A 22,464-nucleotide genomic window follows, 5' to 3' on the forward strand; every position below is an offset into this window, starting at 1 on the left:
CAAAACTTTGTAAAGTTATGCAAAAAACCTATCCTAACTATCCTCTCTGGCATACCATTATGAGATTTAGTTGTACACAGCTCATCATTGCGGCGTTACTATCCAGCTTTGCTTTTGCGAAAATCAGTGAGGCTCAGGAAGTACTCAACAGCCGCGTGACCCTGAATATGCAAAATCAGGATGTTCGAAAAGTTCTAACCAGCATTGAATCACAGGTTAATGTCAAGTTTTTATACAGTTCCAACCTTGTAAAATCGGAAAGAAAAGTAACAGTAAACATTCGCCAGGAGCAACTTGGAGCTGCTCTCAAAACAATTCTCAACCCGCTAAATCTGGGTTTTGAAGTTTCCGGCAAACAAATAATCCTGAAACGTATACAGCGACAGACAGGCAATCTGACTCCTACCATCTACCGCGAGAACAATGCACTCGACCGCAGTATAACCGGGGTAGTGAGCGACAACAACGGCGCGGGTTTGCCAGGCGTATCTGTTGTAGTGAAAAACACACAACGCGGAACCAACACAGATGCCGACGGTAACTACAAAATTGAAGTACCCGACGGGAATACTACGCTGACATTCAGTTTTGTCGGTTTTTTGCCAAAGGACGTAGAAATCTCCGGCAGCCAGACTTCCGCTAACGTAGTACTTTCGCAAGATGAAAAGCAATTGAGCGAAGTGATCGTTGTAGGGTATGGTACAGCCAGAAAGAAAGATCTGACAGGTTCGGTATCCGTAGTGAAAGTAAGCGAACTGACTGAACAACCTAACTCTAACCTGACCAACCAGCTGCAAGGAAGAGCCTCCGGAGTTACAGTATTGAGTTCCGGACAGCCTGGAACAGCTCCTCAGGTACGTATCCGCGGTATCAACTCCTTCGGAAATAATGCTCCTCTTTATGTAGTGGATGGTGTACCCACTCAGGATATCAATAACCTTAACCCAAATGATGTTGCTACCATGCAGGTTCTGAAAGATGCAGGTTCAGCTTCAATTTATGGTTCACGCGCTTCCAATGGTGTGGTAATCATTACAACCAAACGTGGATCCGGAAAGGTAAAGATCAGCTACGACACCTACTTTGGAACGCAAACTACGCCGAGAGGAAATGTGTATGACATCCTTTCTCCGCAAGGAATGGCCGATCTGAAATTTATGGCGCTACGCAATTCAGGTACTACTGCCATTGATGATCCTCAGTATGGAAAAGGGCCAAATGCTGTATTGCCCGACTATATCGTTCCTACAGGTGCCAAAGAATCTGACATTGATTTTTCCAAATACTATGTAAACCCGAATTACACTGAAAAATCGGATATGGATTCGTTTTACAGGATCGTAAAAGCCAACAAGCAGGGAACTGACTGGTTTCACGAAGTATTCAAAAATGCTCCACTTCAAAGCCATAACCTGACTGTGAGTGGTGGCGGTCCGCAAGGAAATTATCTGTTTTCTTTCAACCATTTTAATCAGAAGGGAAACCTAATGAATACCTATCTGAAACGCTATACGATACGTGCTAACACCCAGTATAATATCGGTAAGCATTTCCGTATTGGTGAAAATATCGCTTTATCACTTGTGGATAACCCAAGAACAGGTATTCTGGAAGAAGGCGGTGGTATTGGTATGGCTTTCAGAATGCAACCAATTATTCCTGTTTATGACGTACAGGGCAACTTTGCAGGTTCATTCGGTAGTGGTCTTGGTAATGCTAAAAATCCGGTTGCGATTCGTGACAGAGCAAGAAATAACAAAGGTCTTGGCAATGCACTTATCGGAAACATGTTTGCCGAATTCGATTTCCTGAAAGACTTTACCGTGAGATCTACTTTTGGTGGAACGATGTACTCTTCTACTTCCAACACCTTTGGTTATCCTGAATGGGAGAATGCTGAAAACACCACTACCAACTCCTACACAGAACTTTGGCAAAATGGATATAACTGGACGTGGACCAATACACTTACCTATGAGCACAACTTCAATGAAATACACAATGTAAAAGTACTTTTGGGTACAGAAGCATACAACTCAATGGGCCGCGAAGTGGGTGGAACTACTCAGGGATATTTCTCCTTTGACCCTGATTTCACCAACCTATCTACAGGTTCAGGAACACCAACCAACAGAAGTGCAAGATGGGAAGAATCTCTTTTCTCTTACATCGGCCGTATTGATTATAGTTTCAGAGACCGCTATTTGTTGAGCGGAACCGTCCGTCGGGATGGATCTTCCAAATTCCTTACGCAGTATGCAGTTTTCCCGGCGGTAAGTGCAGGATGGCGCGTAACGCAGGAAGATTTCATGAAAGGGCTAACCTGGCTTACAGAATTAAAAGTACGCGGAGGTTATGGCGTCATGGGGAATCAGTTCAACATTGCCACTGCTAACGCGTTTACAACTTATGGCCAGAACAGAAGTCATTCCTTCTATGACATAAAGGGCACAGGAAACAGCACCGTGCTTGGTTTTCAGAGAACGCGTGTAGGGAATCCAAATGCAAGATGGGAACGTAACATCAACTCTAACATTGGTATTGATGCGCAACTATTCGGCGGAGCAGTGGACGTGACAGTGGATTACTACCAGAAAAACATCGAAGATCTTTTATTCTCTCCTGAACTTGCAGGAACTGTAGGCCAAGGCACTGCGCCTGCCGTGAATATTGGTAAAATGAAAAACAAAGGGATAGATCTTTCTGTTTATGCTGAAAAGAATGTTACAAAAGACCTTAAACTGAATGCCACAGCTACTTTAACAACTTACAATAATAAGATCGTTAAAATCACCGATGGTGTGACCTATTTCGATCAGGAAGGACGTCGTTTCAATGGTAGTACAATCGTAAGAAATGCAGTAGGCCATTCTATTGGTCAGTTCTACGGCTACCAGATCAACGGTTTCTGGAATTCACAAGCTGAGATTGATCAGGCTAACGAGCAGGCAAGAACAAGAACAGAAAATACTGCCGCTGTTTATCAGAATGAAGTTAAAGTGGGACGTTTCCGTTATGCTGATACCAATGGTGATGGCATTATCACTGCCGACGACCGCGTATTTCTGGGTAATCCAAGTCCGAAATTTAGCTACGGTCTGAACATTGGAGCAACTTATAAAAGCTTTGATTTTGGTATTTTCTTCTACGGCGTACAAGGAAACGACATCTGGAACAACCTGAAATGGTGGCATGACTTCTACACCAACTTCCAGGGGGCGAAAAGTAACACTGCTCTGTACGATTCATGGACTCCTGAAAATCATAACGCAACTGCTCCTATTCAGGAAAACACAGGTTCATTCAGTACAACCAACGTTCCTAACTCTTACTACGTAGAAAAAGGTTCTTACCTGAGAGCAAAAAATGCGCAAATCGGATATACACTTCCTCAAAGCGTGTTGAGTAAAATCAAAATTGACAAAGCAAGAATTTATGTTCAAACAGCCAACCTGTTTACCATCACCAAGTATTCTGGCCCGGATCCTGAGATCGGTCAAAGCCAGGTTGAAGGTTCTACAGCATTTGGTTTGGATGAAGGTGTTTACCCAAATACTCGTCAATTCCTGATTGGTTTAAATCTGACATTCTAGTTCACTGTATTATAAAACAGAAATGAAGATGAAAAAAATTAGCTTTTCAAAAATAGCACTCATCGTTGCATTCGGTATCGCATCCTATTCATGTAACGACGATTTCCTGACAAAACCGGCGTTGGGTTCACTAAGTGATGCACAACTTAGTACAAAAGCAGGTGTACAAAATCTATTGATCGGCGCATACGCTGCGCTTGATGGAAATGGTGTAGGTGCAGCCAGCGCATGGGATGCTGCTGCAGACAACTGGATATATGGAAGTATAGCTGGTGGCGATGCGAAAAAAGGTAGTGATGGTGCCGATCAGCCCGGTATTAACTCCATCATGATCTATAGTGCCGGACCAAGTAATGGCTTCTTCAACAGCAAGTGGAGAGCTGCTTACGAGGGTATCAACCGTGCCAATACCGTCCTCAAATTTATCCCATTGGTAACCTCGAACATCACAGATGCAGAAAAGAAAAATTATACTGCTGAAGCAAGGTTCCTGAGAGGACATTACTATTCAGAACTGAAAAAGATGTTCAACAAAGTGCCATGGGTAGATGAAACAACCGTGGATCCGGCTGCCGTAACTAATGATGCCGATATCTGGGCTAATATTGAAGCCGACTTCCAGTTTGCAATGGACAATCTTCCTGCAACTCAGGGGGAAGTGGGCCGTGCCAACAAATGGGCTGCAGCTGCTTATCTGGCAAAAACGTTGTTATATCAGAAAAAATATGCACCGGCGAAAACCATCTTCGATCAGGTAATTGCACAGGGTGTAACCAGTAGTGGTACGAAATACAATCTGATGCCGAAATATCAGGACAACTTCGACGCTGCCAAGAAGAATCTGGAAGAGTCTGTTTTTGCTGTTCAGATGGCTGCCAATGATGGTACCAACACCATTGATAATGCCAATACCGGAGGTATGCTGAATTTCCCCTACAACTCACCCTTCCGTTGCTGCGGTTTCTATCAGCCTAGCCTTGATCTTGCCAATTCTTTCAAAACGGATGCTACAGGTTTGCCTCTGGTCGACACCTATATAGCAACAACTTTGAAGAACGACATGGGTATCAAATCGGATGCTGCCTATACCAATGACGGCACCACTCCACTAGATCCCCGCATCGACTGGACAGTAGGACGCCGTGGTATTCCGTTTCTGGATTGGGGCAACCACCCGGGACAAGCATGGATCCGTGATCAGACTTATGCAGGTCCATATTCTCCGAAGAAAAACATGTACTGGCAGGCAACCCAGGATAAATATTCTGACCAGCACTCATGGGCGCCCGGAACGGCTATCAATGTTCAGATCATTCGTTTTGCCGATGTATTATTGATGGCGGCAGAAACTGAGGCTCAGCTTGGAAATCTCGACAAAGCGCAGGAATATGTTAACAGAGTACGCGCCCGTGCAGCCAAACCCGAGAGCATGGTTTATACTTATGCTGACAATACCAAACCTATGGGAGGCTTCACGACTACACCGGCTGCTAATTACAAAATTGCAGTTTATCCTGCAGGTGCGTTTACAGCAAAAGGTAAGGATGGTGCGTTGAAAGCTATCTACTTCGAAAGGAAAATTGAACTTGCGATGGAAGGACACCGCTTCTTCGATCTATCTCGTTGGGGTATAGCGGATCAGGTTCTGAATGCCTACATCGCATTTGAAAGCAAAATCACACCAGACGTAAGCGGTGGCAAATTTGTAAAAGGTGTTAACGAATACTTCCCTATTCCGCAACGTCAGATTGACCTGAGCACCAAAAATGGTGTCTCTTCTCTCAAACAAAACCCCGGTTACCAATAAACTTGACAACGATACAAAAAGAGGCAGCTTTCAAACTGCCTCTTTTTGTATATTTAAGCTTTCCCATTCCTTATTCACCATTGTCTTGACCAGAGTTTTATTATTTCTTATTTGTCTGACTTTATGTTTTAGCTGCAAAAAAAGTCAGGATAATGCAAAAGAAGTTGCCGGCAAACAGCTGTCCGACAAGTACTGCAGCTCTTGCCACCTGCCTGTTTCTCCTGAAACGCTTGATAAGGAAACCTGGAAAAAACGGGTTTTACCTGCTATGGCGAAGCAATTAGGACTGGAAGTATTCCAGAACAGCGGTTATTATCAAAATCCGCAATCTGCGATTTCTATTGAAGACTGGAACAGCATTTTGGCCTATTACGATTCATGGGCTCCGGTTCAGCTCAGTGCTGCAAAAGTGCCAGTGGCGCCGGCGAAAGACTGGTCAATATTCCAATTACAAAAGCCCAAAATTTCCTCTTCCATTGCTACCACCACATTGGCTGTAATAAATCAATACACGGGCAACATTTTCACCAGCGATTCAGAAACGGGCAAACTATATCAATGGGATAAAAATCTCAATCTCACGCGTTCATCCCAGCTTCCGTCACCAGCTGTTCACATTGAGTTTAGTTCCGATAAACAGGCACTCATTACTGCTATCGGAGAAATGAAAGCCATGGACATTGCCTCCGGAGCTGTCCTGCTGGCAAAGAACGACATACATAGCGCAACGCCTGTAGCCACCAATCTGATCAGGCCTATACATACCGTCTCGGCAGATTTCGATAAAGACGGACTTACAGATTATGTTACATCCAGTTTCGGGCATAACAAAGGCGGACTTTACCTGACCAGACAAAAAAGTAATAACCAGTTCGAAACTATTCCGATCCGGGAAGTAGCCGGTGCAACACAAAGTATAGTAGTCGATTTCAATAATGATGGCTGGACTGATATCGTCACGTTATTCGCACATGGAGATGAAGGAATCTGGCTTTTTCTGAATGATAAAAAAGGCGGGTTTGAAACAAAAAACCTGTTGCGTTTCCCTCCTGTATACGGATCAAGCAGTTTTCAACTCACTGATATCAATAAAGACGGTAAGCTTGACATTATCTACACTTCGGGTGACAACAGCGATTATTCAAGAATATTGAAGCCTTACCATGGTCTGTATATTTTCACCAATGAAGGTGAGCTGAATTTCAAACAACGGTATTTTTACCCCATAAATGGTGCCACAAAGGTGGTAGCTTCGGATTTTGATCTGGATGGAGATACCGATTTAATATCCATCGCATTTTTTGCCGATCTGAAAAATAACCCGCAGGAAGGAGTCATGTATTTTGAAAACCAGAATCCGGCAGATCGAAACAATTTCAACTTTACGCCTCATGCCATTCCTGTCAATAGAGAAGGGCGATGGATTACAATGGATGTGAAAGATGCGGACGGAGACGGGGATCCGGATGTGATATTAGGAAACTATTCCAAAGGCTTTCTGAATGAGAGAAATTTCACACCTGACTGGAACATCAGTACCCCGTTCATCCTTCTAAAAAACAAAACCAGATAAAGCTGCTATTCCTTACGTTTCCAGTCGGCCGGTAACAATGATGAAAAACGATCTTTACCCAGATCGCCCGCTATCTCTATTCCCATTGGCATCACAACCCATCCTTGTGGCGTGATCACCGCGTAACCATTAGGCAATGATATCTGCGTAAACGGGTGTGGCATATCGGAATAAGGTGACCTTTCCCGTTTCTTCATATAAAAAATTTCCAATGCAGTTCCCGAAACCAGCAGACGCTCCGTTTCCAGCTCTCCAGGACGGATCAGCCGCATACCACGAATGGCTTCAATGCGATTATGTAAGTGATTGGATAACAAATTCTGACCATTCACTGATCGTACGGTATTGAAAATCCGGAGTGAGTCAGGTATTACCTGATACACCTTAAACCCTTCTTCTATCAGACTATCCGAAACCATACTGGCAAGGAGATGCTTCATAGAACCCGCATACGCCGTTTCCTGATTGGACCTCCATCGCTTCCTTTCCGCCTCATCCTTAGGTTTCAATAATTCAAAACGGGTACTTCCACCATAATACACCTTCCCCTGATAAAAATCAAAGTCATCCAGATCCTGAATAATCCTGTAACCAAGTGCATTATTTTCTATAATAATCGGCTTAGTACTCTGGGCTCCCAGGTGCCCGTTATCCTCATCATAAATCCTGAGCACCTCAGGATTTATGATCCGGCAGTATTTGGCAAACGAATTGGTACCCAATAACTCTCTGGTAACAATCTTCAGATTTCTTTCACGCCTTTTATTCTTTTTTGCATACACAGTCACGCCCTGAAGTTCCATCCCCTCTTTCATCTTGAACATAACTTTCTTACTACCCTGCTGCTCAAAACGCAGTGTTTGCCGGAGCGTTTCATATCCCAGGAAGGATACTCCTATTTCAAGATTACCGATTGGCAGGTTGGGCAGTCTGTAATTCCCGTCTCCATCCGCATTCGTACCAATGGTAGAGTTGTTGATAAAGACATTTGCAAAAGGAAGGGGCTTGCCTGTTTTTTCATCAGTTACCGTGCCCGTCAGGGTCACCATGTTTGTTTGCTGTGCCTGGGCCCTGAAAAAAGCACCCACCAAAAACACAGTTAAAAAGAATTGAACAAAAATAGTTCTGTAAAAAAACATGATAAGACAAGTAGACGAGGCCGGATATTTGACCCGAAGATAAAATAAAAATAAACTACTATAAAAATAGTTTGTTAACTATAAAAATAGTTTACATATTTGAGACATGGAATCAGAAAAGCTAACGAACAAAGAAGAAGAAGTAATGCAGGTTCTGTGGAATATGGAAGCAGCATTTATTAAAGACATGTTGCCATTATTTACCGAGCCCAAATTACACTATAACACGCTGTCTACTATTATCAGGAATCTTGAAGAAAAGGGATATGTGGCACACAGGCAGTTTGGCAACACCTACCAGTATTTTCCTGTTGTCAGTAAACAGGATTATCAAAATAATTTTGTGCTTAACAAAGTCGTTGGCGGGTACTTTAACAATTCGTACCGGGATCTGGTGGCCTATTTTGCCAAAGAAGAAAAGATAAGTCCTGATGAGCTTCGGGAGATTATTACAATGATAGAAAAAGGAGAGTAATCTCACATTTAACTATTGGAATATGCTGTTTGTCTATCTTATCAAAGTCAGTTTCCTGCTGGCAATACTTACGCTCGGTTATCGCTGGCTTGTTCAGTTCGAGACCTTTCCCAGACTCAACAGAGTATTGCTGATATTGAATGTTGTGGCAGCATGGGTCATTCCGATACTTCCACTACCGGACTGGGGAGCCGTGCAGATACAGCAGGAATTTCATAAAACTATTCCGGATATCGTAAATCTTGCTCCTTCCATTACACCTAAAGTAGCAGAAATTGTCAGCAATGGTTCTTACGAAGCCGTTGAAGCAACACCTCAGCTATACCTGGCGGGTATTTTTCTGCTGATTTATTTATGCGGAGTGATCTATATGTTGTTCACGTTCACTTACCAGGCTGGAAAACTTTTTCTGACTCTCCGGAAACAGCCTGTTTTTAAGACAGAAAAAGGAATATCGCTGATATCAAGTCCTGCTGCAACGTCACCTTACTCATTTTTCAGATGGATTGTTTATAGCCCGGATAAGCACTCAGAGCAGGAGTTGCAGGTTATACTTGCACATGAGATTACCCATGCACGCCAACTACACAGCCTGGACCTGTTGCTCTCTGAAATACAACGAATTTTTCTTTGGTTCAACCCATTTGCCAGGATCCATCAGCAGTGCGTACAGGAGAATCTGGAATACCTTGCCGACAAAGCGGTGCTGGAAGGTAGTTTTGAAAAGAAAGAATACCAATTCAACCTGCTGAGAGTTGCTATCGGAACCAAAAATGTGCCTCTTACTAACTCATTTACACAATCTCTACTAAAAAAACGGATCAAAATGATGAACAGAAAACCCTCAGGTGCAAGCGTATCCGGAAAATATGCCTTGCTCATTGGCACGCTCTATATTTCTTCAGCTTTTGTTGCTCCTTACGAGCGGAATATTGCGGCGCTGCTACCAGAAGCTACCTCTTCTATTAATAGCATTTTTTCAGATGATGAGAACTATTCAAATTCTGGAAACACGAAAATTCACGAGACAAGTTCAGCGATCGTCGAACCGAAGGTGATAGCTTCCGGTGCTTCCGTTGAGGAGTTTGTGAAGACAAAAAGTAAATGGGTCGTCATTACCGGTGATACGTTGTTCTGGACAATATCGCCGCTGCATACCTGGGAAGATATCAATTTGATGAAACAAGATGTTAAGGACTTTGGAAGTACATTAAACATCAACCGGATTGAATATGATCCGTTTCAAAAATACATAACCTCACTTGCTGTTCAGGTTGAGTCCCGAAACGGTTCCGCTAACAGCAGTCATTCTTCTACCGAAAAATATAAACCAGCCCGTGCATTTTCCGGATTCATTGTCAGAAACGGAGAGTTCGGTATAGGTAATGAACTACCTCCATCACTTTCCAGAGCAGTTGAAAACGATTACGAAAATGCGCTCTCTATATACAAAGAAAATGAAGTGCCGTATTTTGAAAAACAGCTTGCAGGTCAATTCCCGTATCATTCAGAATATTCACTGGATAAAGCAGCGTTTCTTGATAAACGAGCTACGTCGATACTTGCCAAGGACGGACTCGGCGCTACAGCTGATAAAAAGCTACTGATCACTGACGCGCTCAATACCAGCAAATTATATATTAATACCAAACCAGCCAACCGTGAAGAACTGAGTGCATTATCTCTGGATCAGATCATTTCAATCAAAATCATTCAGGGAGAAGATAAGAAATACGTTTCCATCCGTAGAAAATAAATAAAGGCAGGCTGTCGGTAATTCTGACAGCCTGCCTCATTTCTCTCTTCTCGAATTTATTTCAATCCCAGTTCTTCACCGATTGCCTTTACCTTCTCTTTCAGATCAGCGTACACCTGGTCAAAATCTTCATTTTTTTCCAAAGCAGCTGTTACTCCGATATAGAATTTAATCTTTGGCTCAGTTCCGGATGGACGACAAGTGAACTTGGTACCATCTTCTGTAAAGAACTGCAGTACATTCGAAGGCTCAATTCCCATCTCTCCTGACGGAATAGAAACTGTAGCATTTGTATTGAAGTCTGTACTGGTTAAAGCTTTGTAATCGTCCATTCTAACAACAGGTGAGCCTGCAATCGTTTTAGGAGGATTCGCTCTGAAATCAGCCATCATTTGCTGAATCTCATCTGCACCAGCTTTGCCTTTTTTGGTAAGAGAAATCAGTCCTTCGTAATAGAATCCGAACTGCTTGTAGATCTCCATCAGCATATCGAAAAGGCTCAGGCCTTTGTCCTTCGCATAGGCAGTAAGCTCAGCGACCATAGCGCAGGAAGCGATTGCATCCTTATCACGAACAGCATCTCCGATCAGATAACCGTAGCTTTCCTCACCACCACCGATAAACTGTTCAACGCCTTCTTTCTCACGAATTACCTGCGCGATATATTTGAAACCTGTCAGCGTATTATAGCACTTCACATCATAAGCAGCTGCCATCTTGTCGATCAGGTCAGTAGTTACGATGGTTTTACATACAAACTGCGTTCCGGTAAGTTTACCTGCATCTTTCCATGCATTCAGAAGATAGTAGATCAATACGCTGGCGGTCTGGTTGCCATTCAGCAACTGAATTTCACCATGATGGTTTTTCACTGCCACCCCTACTCTATCTGCATCAGGATCAGTACCCATTACAAGGTCTGCATCAATTTCCTTCGCTTTTTCAACAGCTTTGGACATCGCTTCTGTTTCCTCAGGGTTAGGATAAACCACAGTAGGAAACTGTCCGTTACCACTTGCCTCAGCCTGTTCTTCGATGACAGTGACTGCCTCAAAGCCCATTTTCGCAAGCAAGGAAGGAACCAACGTCACACCTGTCCCGTGCAATGGAGTATAGACAATTTTCAAATCCTTCTGACGCGCAATAGCATCTTTTGAAATTGAAAGCGATAAGATGTGATTCAAATATTTTTCGTCAATATCAGCACCAATTTTCGTGATTCTTGCAGGGTTACCATCAAACTTCACTTCATCGATTGTCTGAATTGCATTCACTTCATCAATGATATTCGCATCGTGTGGAGCAACCACCTGAGAACCATCGTCCCAGTATGCCTTGTATCCGTTATATTCCTTCGGATTGTGAGATGCAGTTACTACCACACCGCTTTTACATCCCAATTCACGAATCGCAAATGAAAGTTCCGGCGTAGGACGAAGTGCCTCAAAAAGGTAAACGTCTATTCCATTGGCTGAAAAAATGTCTGCAATGATTTTTGCAAATTCATCCGATTTAATGCGACTGTCATAAGCCACAGCTACACTTTTTGCTCCGGAAGGAAACGCTTTATTAATGTAATTAGCCAATCCCTGCGTCGCAGCACCTACGGTATAACGGTTCATTCTGTTTGAACCAATTCCTATCAATCCTCTCAGTCCGCCCGTTCCGAATTCAAGATCTTTATAAAAAGCGTCTGTTAATTCCGTATCATTTGCCTGATCAATCAGTTGCTGAATTGCCTGTTTGGTGTCGATATCATAATCGCCGTTAAGCCAGCTATTGACTTTGGCCATTACACCCGGTTCCAGTTTTGCGGTCATAATTAATTTTAGTAGAAAGATTTAAGGTAATTTATTAATGTGGAGGTTACCCGTAATCTGTTTGATATTAAACAGACTAAAAGCAGCCTGGTTTATGTTGAGTAATTTATTCTTTTAAATATTTATTTGCTTTGTTCAAATTCTGCACTGGTCAATTCTTTGACTGTTTCTTTCGAAGTCTTATGAATCAATTCAGAAATCAGCCCTGTCCAACCTGTTTGGTGACTGGCACCGCATCCACGGCCATCGTCTCCATGGAAATATTCATAAAACAGAATATGCTCATTGAAGTTCGGATCTTCCTGAAGTCTCTTATCTGTTCCATATACTGCCCGTTTTCCATCTTCGTCCTTTCTGAAAATATTAATAAGACGGTTGGCAATACCTACAGCAGCGTCTTTAATCGTGACAAGATTACCGGAACCCGTCGGATATTCCACCATAAAATCTTCACCATAATAGGCGTGAAACTTCATGAGGGAGTCAAAAATGAGGTAATTCAACGGGAACCATATAGGACCTCTCCAGTTTGAATTTCCACCCATAATATCTGTAAGTGCCTCGCCCGGTGTATAATCAACCTGCAAAACCTCTCCGTTGATATAGAATTTGTAAGGATTCTCCTCGTGGTATTTTGAAAGTGCGCGCACTCCATAGTCAGACAGGAACTCGTTTTCATCCAACATCCGCTTCATAATCATTTTCATCCGGTGACCACGCAGAATTGACAACAGTCGGTTTTCACCCTTTCCTGATTCAAACCAACGCGAGATCAACCGGGCTAGATCCGGACGGTTTGCAAGCACCCATTCTACCCTACGCTTGAACACCGGCATTTTATCCAAATTCTGCGGATCAAGAATTTCAACTGCAAAAAGAGGAATCAATCCAACTATCGAACGCACCTTCAAAAGAATACTTTGTCCGTTAGGAATATGAATCACATCATAATAGAACTGATCTTCCTCATCCCAAAGACTGATTGATGAATTTTTACCTCCGATAGATTCCATTGCACCGGCAATGTGCAGGAAGTGCTCAAAAAACTTGGAAGCCATATCCTGATACACGGGATGCGCCAGAGCAATCTCTACCGAAATCCGGAGCATGTTAAGCGTATACATCGCCATCCAGCCTGTTGCATCTGCCTGCTGTAGTTTTCCTCCAAACGGCATCGGAGTTGACCTGTCGAATACGCCGATGTTATCTAAACCAAGGAATCCACCGCTGAAAATATTATTTCCCGTATCATCCTTCTGGTTTACCCACCACGTAAAATTCAAGAGAAGTTTGTGAAAAATCTTTTCCAGAAACTCTATATCACCGACGCCATTATTCTGCTCACGGTCTATCTCATACACCTTCCATGTTGCCCAACCGTGAACCGGCGGGTTTACATCCGAAAAATTCCATTCGTAAGCCGGAATCTGGCCATTAGGATGCATGTAGTACTCTCGAAGCAGTATTTCCAGCTGGCGTTTCGCAAAATCAGCATCCACACGTGCCAAAGGAACACAATGGAAAGCGAGATCCCAGGCAGCAAACCATGGATATTCCCATTTATCAGGCATCGAAATAATATTGGCTGCATATAGGTGTTTCCATCCTGAATTTCGCCCCCATTTTCGCCCCTGATTAGGACCAGGTTGTGCAGGATCGCCTTTCAGCCATTCATATACATTGTAGTAGTAAAACTGCTTACTCCAAAGCATACCTGCGTAAGACTGTCTCTGAATTGATTTCAATTCAGGATCTGTAACATCCTTGTGCAAATCGTCGTAAAACTCATCCGTTTCCCGGATGCGCTTCACAATAAGATCCTCAAATCCACCAAAAGGCTCAGAAATAGTATGGTTAACAAAGCGCATACGGAAGGTAGTACTTTCTCCGGCCTTAATCGTTCTTGTAAAACGAGCAGATGCTTTGGTACCTATACTGTTCGGATTTACGGTATTGCTTTTTCCACCACTTACGATATAATCGTTAATGCCGTCTTTCGGATAAGCAGTCGTATTGGCAGTATTATATAGTTTTCTGAAATTGGTTTCATTCTCACAGAACAGCAATTCATCAGCACCATCCAGATAAAGGTTATACTTACCGTGCTTCCGGTGCGTAACTTCTATAAGTCTGTGTGAAATACCATTCATCATGGGCTTATAGTTGAAAGCCTCATATCCCCATGACCAGGTATTTCTGAACATAATTGTTGGCAATACGGTAATTGGCGCGTCTTTCGGACCTCTGTTGAATACCGTAACCTTCATTAATATATCCTCTTCATCAGCCTTGGCATGCTCGATGAAAATATCAAAGTACTCATTGTTGTCGAAAATGCCGGTATCCATGATCTCATATTCAGGATCCTGCTTTCCTCTCCTTCCATTTTCCTGACGCAGATTATCATAAGGAAAAGCCTGCTGAGGATATTTATAGAGCATTTTTGTATACGAATGCGTAGGTGAACTATCAAGGTAATAGTACATCTCTTTCACATCCTCACCATGATTGGACTCACGGTTGGTAAGACCAAAAATTCTTTCTTTTATCAGTTTGTCCTGGTGGTTCCAAAACGCAAATGACAGACAGATATGCTGCTTATTGTCCGAGAATCCTCCAATACCATCCTCACCCCAGCGATATGCTTTTGAATAGGCCATTTCGTGGGTAATATAATTCCACGCATCACCATTCCCGCTGTAGTCTTCCCTCACCGTTCCCCACTGACGTTCTGATAAATAGGGCCCCCACTTCTTCCATCCCTTATTTTCCTTTTGAAGGCTTAACCTTACTTTTTCAGCGCCTAGTGCCATTAATGTAGTCTATTTTCTTGATGAATCGATTTCCCTGTAAACGAGTACAATATATAGAGATCAGTGGTAAAATAGCCATTAGTCTCTATATTAAATTATAGGTCGGGCAACTAGTAACCGCCAGAACACAGCTAATTCACTATCCTAAATCTCAGATTTTATTCCATTCTGCAATACTGCTGAAATCAGCAATATTGCTGGTTACCTGAACCGAATAATCTACATCTCCGGCATAAAAAGCAGTTGTATCTGCTGCCTTTCCAGAAGTTTCGACCAGTAACGGATGCCTGTCCTCCGACAACAGCGCAAGCACATCCTCTATATATTCTTTGAACATAAAAGGATTTGGCAATTTGTAATATCTGCCGTCCGCTCCATGCAATACCGGTACAGCTTTGTATTCTCCGGCAGCATTAATCTGCCCATACATAAGCCTTGCCGCAACATATTGCTCATCAGATTGTCCAAACAAAATACCTTTGAAAGGTTTTTGCTTACTTGTTTCAACCTGAATTCTGTTGTCCAGATGATCGAGCTGTTCACGAAGCTGCCAGGTATTTTTCCCGCTTCTAATCCTTTCTCTTATCGACTGTCTGATCAAATAAGTCAAAGCCTGTGTTACATTCAGCCCAATTTCCGCCATTTGTTTAAAAATGAAAGAAGTCGGCGACATCCCTGGAATCGTATTCGGATCATGTAATAAAATAGTGCCATCGGGTGTCAGGAAGCCATCAATCCGCACACAAACATTGATTCCGAGTTGCTCAAAAACTTGGGCTATAACATACTGTATCTCCTGATTTTTTTCCAGTGAGGTATCAACAGGTATTCTCTTACGGCTGGCTCCGGCCTTATATTTTGCATTAAAATCGAAGACATCGACCAATTTGAGAACCTCACTTGGCGGTAATGCCAGGGATTTTCCGTCAGCAGTCTGAATACAACCGCAGGAGAATTCCTGCCCTTCAATGTATTCTTCAATCAGCACCTGATCTTCAGCATTAGAGCTGCTGATAAAAAGAGAATCTTCCTGCTGAGTAAAGTAAGCATCAATTGTCTCAATCAGCTGTTGAGGCAAATAAATACTTTTCCCATTAGCTACTACAGGAAAACCTATGCCCTCGTCCAGATTAGCTACTTTTTGCGCCCATACCTTTTTGGCATCAGCATCCAGCGAACGCCAGAACGAAGCCCGGATCTCAACCTGGAAAAAGCACTGGTTTACTGCAGCTACAAACTCATCAAGGGAGTCCTGCTTTACAATAGCAACACCTATGGAAGAGCCCTGATGCGGTGCCTTAATCACTAACGGAAGTCCGAGGTGTTTTTTCAGAACCTGAAATAATATTGAATATTCGTTAGGAACCCATTGGCTGTAGCGTAACGTCCAGCTTTTCTTTTGCTGACCATTTACCAGGGCAATCATTTCATTTTGAAGGATTTTATCAATTCCAACTGCAGACCCCATCATACCAGGACCACTGTACGGAATGTTATACCATTCAAGCAGGCCTTGTATGGCACCGTCTTCACAACCAGGACCATGCATCGCCAGAAAGGCAAAATCGAAGTGCTCTTTGAATTGGGCCGGAGCTATTTCACTGCCAATGGCAGCTGGCACAGGCTTATTGGCCAATTCCGGATAGGAATCTATATAGGTTTTGAAGCCGTCTGTTTGTAGTTCAGGGGCAGGATAAAAGTCGCGGATCTGGCCGGAATACATAAAACTATGTTCCAGCTTAATAAAGCGACCGAAGCTGTCTACAAAGACAGGAATAGGTTGAAAGAGAGATTTGTCCAGATATTCAAAGGCGGTTTTACCACCGGCGAAAGAAATCTCCCTTTCACGTGACGGGCCTCCGAAAAACACTCCTATGCGCATAAAGTTATCCTGATTGTTTCATTCAAATAGTTGCCGCAATATAAGGCAGTATTTGAGATGAATCAATTCCGGACGACCTGCACACAGGAAATATTTCACCTGAGTCCGTGTCTGATTTCAGAAATCAGGCCAGAGCGGCTACGTTTGATGCTACAACCTTGTTGACCTCAGGAACAGCTTTCCTGATCGACTCTTCAAGTCCAGCCTTAAATGTCATTGCACTCATCGGGCAGCTTTGGCATGATCCCTGAAGTTCAAGTACAACATTCATTTCGTCTGTCAACTCTACAAACTTAACGTCTCCACCGTCAGCAAGCAGATAAGGGCGTACTGATTCGAGCGCCTGCTCTATAAGCTCTATTGTTTTTTCTTTTGAATCCATTGTAAAAAAATCTATTCGCTAATATCCAAAAACTTATCACTAAAGTCAAAAAATGTAACCAAATAATGGAGTTATGTAACCAAACCTCTATCATTGTCACCTTTTCCCGGCTTCTGCTAAACCTGTAGCTCGACCGGCTTCGTTTTTTCCATCGAAGCATTTCTGATTGCTACCTGGCGTGCAAGTGCCTCGGCGGCATTATTGAAGGCTTCGTTTACAACCTCATTATTATTCATAATGGCCGGCTTGCCGTCATCACCAGCTTCTCTGATACTCTGTACCAAAGGAATCTGACCTAAAACCGGCACCTCAAACTTATCAGCAAGTAATTGTCCGCCACCCTGACCGAAAATATGATATTTATGGTCGGGTAATTCTTCTGGTGTAAACCACGCCATGTTCTCAATCACACCCAGAATAGGGACATTGATCTGTGGCTGACGGAACATCGACAATCCTTTGATAGCATCGGCTACTGCCACTTTCTGAGGTGTTGTAACAATTACAGCTCCTGTTACCGGAACCGTTTGTACCAAAGTCAGGTGTATATCACTTGTTCCCGGAGGAAGATCTATGAGCAGGTAATCCAACTCGCCCCAATCCGTATCTCCGAAGAACTGTTTCAGAGCCTGGCTCGCCATGGGTCCTCTCCATACCACTGCACTATCAGGAGGAGTCAAAAATCCGATAGAGATAATCTTGATTCCGTACTGACGTATCGGGTTGATATAATTCTTACCATTTTTCGGTGTGATGGTTGGTTGCATATTTTCTGCTCCGAACATCAAAGGCATTGATGGCCCCGAAATATCAGCATCTATAATTCCAACACGCGCTCCTGAACGGTGTAATGCCATTGCTAAATTGGCAGTTACTGTAGATTTCCCCACTCCACCTTTACCAGACGACACTGCAATCACATTTTTCACGCCCGGAATCATCGGACCTGCATCTCTGGCAGAAGTTACATTGGCTGTCAGATTTACCGTTACCTCTACATCAGGGCTCAAATGCGTATGAATTGCTTCCACGCAACTTCTCCTGATCAATTCCTTTAAAGGACAGGCAGGCGTTGTAAGAACTACCGTAAATTTCACCTGGTTTACCCCTACCTCAATATCACGAACCATTCCAAGTGTCACCAGATCTTTCTTCAAGTCCGGCTCTTCCACAGTACTCAGCGCCTGTAAAACCTTTTCCTTATTAATTGTAAACTCTCCCATTATACTGATTGAGGATTTTCGCTGTAAATGTTAAAATCCCGGTATTGTTAAATTTTATTTCGCCAATTCTTATTTGTATCTCAATATTATGCAACACCAATATGCCCTAATGAGTTTAATAATTTCCGGGAAATTCTCTAATTCTTCTCGCCACTTCTGCCAACTCTGCAGAAACATCCGTTACATCCGCAACGCGGGTCAACCGCGCCTGCACATTCTGAAGCATTTTATACTGACTTTCTGTATGACCATAAAGCGGGCGATGCTGCATTAACTGCCTGACACTCTCCCATTCCTTCATGAAATCTGTCAGAGACGGATCAATGAATGCGTCCGCAAAAGTACGAAAGATATACTCCTCTGCCATGCTATTCGGATGAATAAGATCTTGTTCATAGAAACGATAATCCCGCAGCTCATCAATCATAATTTCGTAGGAAGGGAAGTAATCAACATTCGGAAAGCGCTCGGACAGACGGTGACATAGCAAACGCAACGTAGATTTACTCACCTGATTCAATGGCAGTGTATCCTTGGTATGCCTTACCGGACTTACCGTGAGTATGACGCGCAGATCACGACGAAAAGAACGCAATTTCAATATCAGTTGCTCTAAAGGAATGTTGATCTGATCGGGATGTAAGAGCTCCTTCACAAATCGATCTGCCGGCACTTTATGACAATTACCGATCAGGGTATTCGCCAGCTTATGCCTGTACGCATAAGCAGTCCCGAATGTGATAACAAGCACATCAGCAATATTCAGAAAAGATTTTACCTCAGAAAGTATTCTTGTCAGTTTCTGTTCAAGCTGAGCTTTGTCAGGAGCCCACAATGACGAATGAAAATCATGATGAAAGCATATTTTATCTGCATTTTCAGTATATAATGCCGGCGATGGAAGTCTTTCACTCAATGCACTATCTAACAGTTTGCAAATGGTAAGTGGATTAAATACAGTACCGAAGGGGTTATTAAGAACCGGAAATTTATAACTTCCCAACTGCTGCCCCATTACTTCCGCAAAACAAGAGCCTATTGTTACTATTTTGGAATCGAGGTTAATTTTCCATTCAGAGGCAGGAACTGCCACCTGTGTATTCAATTTAAAAGGCTTCATGTTAAAAAAATCGAGTAGGCTGCAAAATTAATACGAAATCCCAAGGTATTATCAAGAGAAGACTTCCGTTTGTTTATTTGCATTTAAAGGAGCAGTTTTGATGCCTCATTTCGTTTAAGAATGAAAGGAAACTCACATGTCATGGTGACTTGCCGCTTCCCGAAAACTATTAACCTGATTTACAATGACCCCGAAAATACTTATAAAAAGCCTGCTGTTTCTGACATTTTCTTTGCCTATACTGAAAGCTCATGCGCAACTTGTGATCCCAAAGAACCCTGTTCCGAAGAAATATGAATTCAGTAAAATTCCTGTCTGGAAAGATGAATTCGATTATACCGGCAAACCCGATACTACAAAATGGGGGTACGATCTTGGCGATCATGGATGGGGAAATCATGAATTACAAAACTATACGGATCGGATCGAAAATGCGCGGGTCGAAGATGGCAGACTGATCATTGAAGCAAAAAAGGAATCTTCAGGAAAATTGAATTACAGCTCAGCACGTCTCATTTCAAAAGGAAAAGGAGATTTTTTATATGGGAAATTTGAGATCAAAGCCAAATTGCCAGCCGGCACAGGAACCTGGCCTGCTATATGGATGCTGCCAAGTGATGGCACATATGGGAATAACGGCTGGCCCGACAACGGTGAGATCGATATTATGGAACATGTAGGATTTGATCCCAACAGAATTCACGGAAATATCCACACCAAAGCTTTCAACCATAGCATCAAAACAAACAAAGGTGGTAAGATCATGACAACCAATGTTTCTACCGGATATCATGTATACGGCTGCCAGTGGACTCCCGAAGAAATCACGATTTCAATTGATGGTGTCCAATATTTCAAATTCAGAAAGAATATCAACTACGGCTGGGAAGAATGGCCATTTGATAAACCTTTTCATCTTTTATTGAACATCGCTGTTGGCGGTGACTGGGGAGGACAGAAAGGCGTGGATGACAGCATTTTCCCGCAAAAACTAGAGATCGATTACGTGCGTGTTTACCCTCTGCTTGAAAAAAAGTAGCTTTGAAATCCCAGACAAGGGAAGTAACTTGCACCATGGATCATTTCGTTGTTTCGGCCAGAAAGTACCGCCCTGTCACCTTTGACTCGGTTGTTGGCCAGTCACACATTACTACTACACTTAAAAATGCAATACGTACCAATCACCTGGCGCAGGCTTTCCTGTTTTGCGGTCCGAGGGGGGTTGGAAAAACCACGTGTGCACGTATTTTGGCAAAGACAATCAATTGCCAGAATCTGAGTGAGGAAGTAGAAGCGTGCGGACAATGTGAATCCTGTGTCAGCTTCCAGAATAATGCATCATTCAATGTCCATGAGCTGGATGCTGCCTCTAACAACTCTGTGGAAGACATACGAAACCTGATTGACCAGGTACGTTATCCGCCTCAGACCGGAAAGTATAAAATTTATATTATTGATGAGGTTCACATGCTTTCTCAGGCGGCTTTTAATGCTTTCCTGAAGACGTTGGAAGAGCCACCGGGCTACGCCATTTTTATCCTGGCTACGACGGAAAAGCATAAGATATTGCCAACGATCTTATCCCGTTGCCAAATCTTCGATTTCAATAGAATTCAGCCTAAAGATATAGCCTACCACCTTGCTGATATAGCAAAAAAGGAAGGCATACAAACGGAGCAGGAAGCATTGGAACTGATCGGACAGAAGGCAGACGGCGGGCTTCGCGATGCGCTTTCGATGTTCGACCTGAATGTAACATTCTCAACAGACAACCACCTGACTTACGCGGCGGTGCTGGAGAACCTGCACATTCTTGATTATGATTATTATTTCAAAATTACAGACGCCCTAACTGCCGGTAGTGTAGCGAGATCACTGGTTCTTTTTGACGAAATTCTGAGAAAGGGTTTCGACGGTCATTTGTTTGTCGTGGGCTTACTGGAGCATTTCCGAAACCTGCTTGTATGTAAAGATCCTGCGACTGTTACGCTTTTGCAGGTATCAGAAGCAGCTGAAAGAAAGTATCTCGAACAGGCTGTGTCTGCTGATATGAGTTTCCTGTTGTCAGCACTTAGTGTAGCCAGCCAATGTGATATCAATTACAAATCAGCGAAGAATCAGCGGTTGCATGTAGAGCTTTGCCTGATGAAACTGGCCAACCTGACACACGTTCTTCAACTTAATTCTCTTACAGCCGTTGATGAAACGGCAAAAAAAAAAGTTGAGCCAGAACAATCTCAGCCAGTAAACAATCTGCAAACTGCCGTTACTTCTGAAAGGGCAGCTGTTACATCATCTCCTCCAAATGCACCATCCCAAAATGGTGCCATACCGGTTACCCAACCTGCCAAACCATCTAAGCTAAAAAGTACAGCCCAGCTTACGCCCCAGATGCCGGCGACTGTTGCTGCTCCTGAACAAAAGAGCAGTACCGAAGCAGAAAATCTACGGACTACCACTCCCGCAGGCAGAACAGAAGAATTGTCTTTTGAAACACTTCAAAGTGCCTGGTACGAATTTGCCGAAAAGAGAAGACAGTCAAAAAACTCAACTACAGAAGAAATTGCGCTCAGGAAAGAATTTCGCCTCCACGGCTTTATTATAGAAGTCATTCTGGATAATGACCACCAGTTGGAAGCAATTCAGGGCATGCGTTATGACCTGCTCGGATTCCTGAAAAGCCGTTTTAATGAGTCCCGACTGGATATTAACCCGCGTGTTGCACCACAGGAAGTAAATCGCCTGCCCTATACCCCAGCCGAAAAATTCAGTTTCCTTGCAGAAAAAAACCCGCACTTATTGGAATTGAGACAGGCACTGGGGTTGGATGTGGATTTCTAAGATCATAAACACTTAAGCTCAAAGTGATAACACAATAGAT

Annotated in this window: 14 protein-coding genes; 7 read left to right on the forward strand and 7 right to left on the reverse strand. The window is 43.1% G+C overall.

Annotated features, from left to right (window positions below; translation table 11 throughout):
• Positions 1-17 precede the first annotated feature (17 nt).
• From DSL64_RS26005 to DSL64_RS26015, 3 genes are all read left to right on the forward strand, one after another.
• Positions 18-3,593: a TonB-dependent receptor gene (locus DSL64_RS26005; protein ID WP_115833887.1), complete on the forward strand. Its 3,576-nt coding sequence runs from the start codon at positions 18-20 to the stop codon at positions 3,591-3,593.
• Positions 3,594-3,621: 28 nt separating this feature from the next.
• The gene (locus tag DSL64_RS26010; protein WP_115833888.1) at positions 3,622-5,400 is read left to right on the forward strand and encodes a RagB/SusD family nutrient uptake outer membrane protein; all 1,779 of its coding nucleotides are present in this window, start codon (positions 3,622-3,624) and stop codon (positions 5,398-5,400) included.
• Positions 5,401-5,668: 268 nt separating this feature from the next.
• A complete protein-coding gene (locus tag DSL64_RS26015) occupies positions 5,669-6,973 on the forward strand; it encodes an FG-GAP repeat domain-containing protein (protein ID WP_158547981.1) in 1,305 nt (434 codons plus the stop codon).
• A 5-nt stretch (positions 6,974-6,978) separates the two neighbouring features.
• On the opposite strand, the gene DSL64_RS26020 is transcribed toward DSL64_RS26015, so the two are convergent.
• Entirely contained in the window at positions 6,979-8,022 is a 1,044-nt protein-coding gene (locus DSL64_RS26020) for a carboxypeptidase-like regulatory domain-containing protein (RefSeq protein WP_229217233.1), read from the reverse strand.
• 196 nt (positions 8,023-8,218) lie between these two features.
• On the opposite strand from DSL64_RS26020, the gene DSL64_RS26025 reads away from it, so the two are divergent.
• Both DSL64_RS26025 and DSL64_RS26030 read left to right on the forward strand, forming a co-directional pair.
• Positions 8,219-8,587, forward strand: a complete 369-nt coding sequence (locus DSL64_RS26025; protein WP_115833891.1) for a BlaI/MecI/CopY family transcriptional regulator — start codon at positions 8,219-8,221, stop codon at positions 8,585-8,587.
• Positions 8,588-8,609: 22 nt separating this feature from the next.
• Positions 8,610-10,343, forward strand: coding sequence for a M56 family metallopeptidase (locus tag DSL64_RS26030; RefSeq protein ID WP_115833892.1), 1,734 nt, complete (start codon positions 8,610-8,612; stop codon positions 10,341-10,343).
• 56 nt (positions 10,344-10,399) lie between these two features.
• Here DSL64_RS26030 and DSL64_RS26035 read toward each other — a convergent pair whose 3' ends face one another.
• From DSL64_RS26035 to DSL64_RS26060, 6 genes are all read right to left on the reverse strand, one after another.
• Positions 10,400-12,163: a phospho-sugar mutase gene (locus DSL64_RS26035; RefSeq protein ID WP_115833893.1), complete on the reverse strand. Its 1,764-nt coding sequence runs from the start codon at positions 12,161-12,163 to the stop codon at positions 10,400-10,402.
• Positions 12,164-12,285: 122 nt separating this feature from the next.
• Positions 12,286-14,976: an MGH1-like glycoside hydrolase domain-containing protein gene (locus tag DSL64_RS26040; RefSeq protein ID WP_115833894.1), complete on the reverse strand. Its 2,691-nt coding sequence runs from the start codon at positions 14,974-14,976 to the stop codon at positions 12,286-12,288.
• A gap of 151 nt (positions 14,977-15,127) precedes the next feature.
• Positions 15,128-16,858 (reverse strand): D-alanine--D-alanine ligase family protein, encoded by a 1,731-nt coding sequence (locus DSL64_RS26045; RefSeq protein ID WP_115833895.1) that lies wholly within the window; start codon positions 16,856-16,858, stop codon positions 15,128-15,130.
• Positions 16,859-16,982: 124 nt separating this feature from the next.
• A complete protein-coding gene (locus tag DSL64_RS26050) occupies positions 16,983-17,240 on the reverse strand; it encodes a NifU family protein (protein WP_115833896.1) in 258 nt (85 codons plus the stop codon).
• Positions 17,241-17,356: 116 nt separating this feature from the next.
• A complete protein-coding gene (locus DSL64_RS26055; RefSeq protein WP_115833897.1) occupies positions 17,357-18,463 on the reverse strand; it encodes an Mrp/NBP35 family ATP-binding protein in 1,107 nt (368 codons plus the stop codon).
• Positions 18,464-18,578: 115 nt separating this feature from the next.
• Entirely contained in the window at positions 18,579-19,583 is a 1,005-nt protein-coding gene (locus tag DSL64_RS26060; protein WP_115833898.1) for a GSCFA domain-containing protein, read from the reverse strand.
• 184 nt (positions 19,584-19,767) lie between these two features.
• Between DSL64_RS26060 and DSL64_RS26065 the strand changes: the two genes are divergently transcribed.
• Both DSL64_RS26065 and DSL64_RS26070 read left to right on the forward strand, forming a co-directional pair.
• On the forward strand, positions 19,768-20,622 hold the full coding sequence (locus DSL64_RS26065; RefSeq protein ID WP_115833899.1) for a glycoside hydrolase family 16 protein: 855 nt from the start codon (positions 19,768-19,770) through the stop codon (positions 20,620-20,622).
• 35 nt (positions 20,623-20,657) lie between these two features.
• Positions 20,658-22,424 (forward strand): DNA polymerase III subunit gamma/tau, encoded by a 1,767-nt coding sequence (locus DSL64_RS26070; protein ID WP_115833900.1) that lies wholly within the window; start codon positions 20,658-20,660, stop codon positions 22,422-22,424.
• The last annotated feature ends 40 nt before the right edge of the window (positions 22,425-22,464 follow it).

Origin of the sequence: Dyadobacter luteus, from assembly GCF_003383615.1 — a bacterium.
In the GTDB taxonomy this organism is placed as follows: domain Bacteria; phylum Bacteroidota; class Bacteroidia; order Cytophagales; family Spirosomataceae; genus Dyadobacter; species Dyadobacter luteus.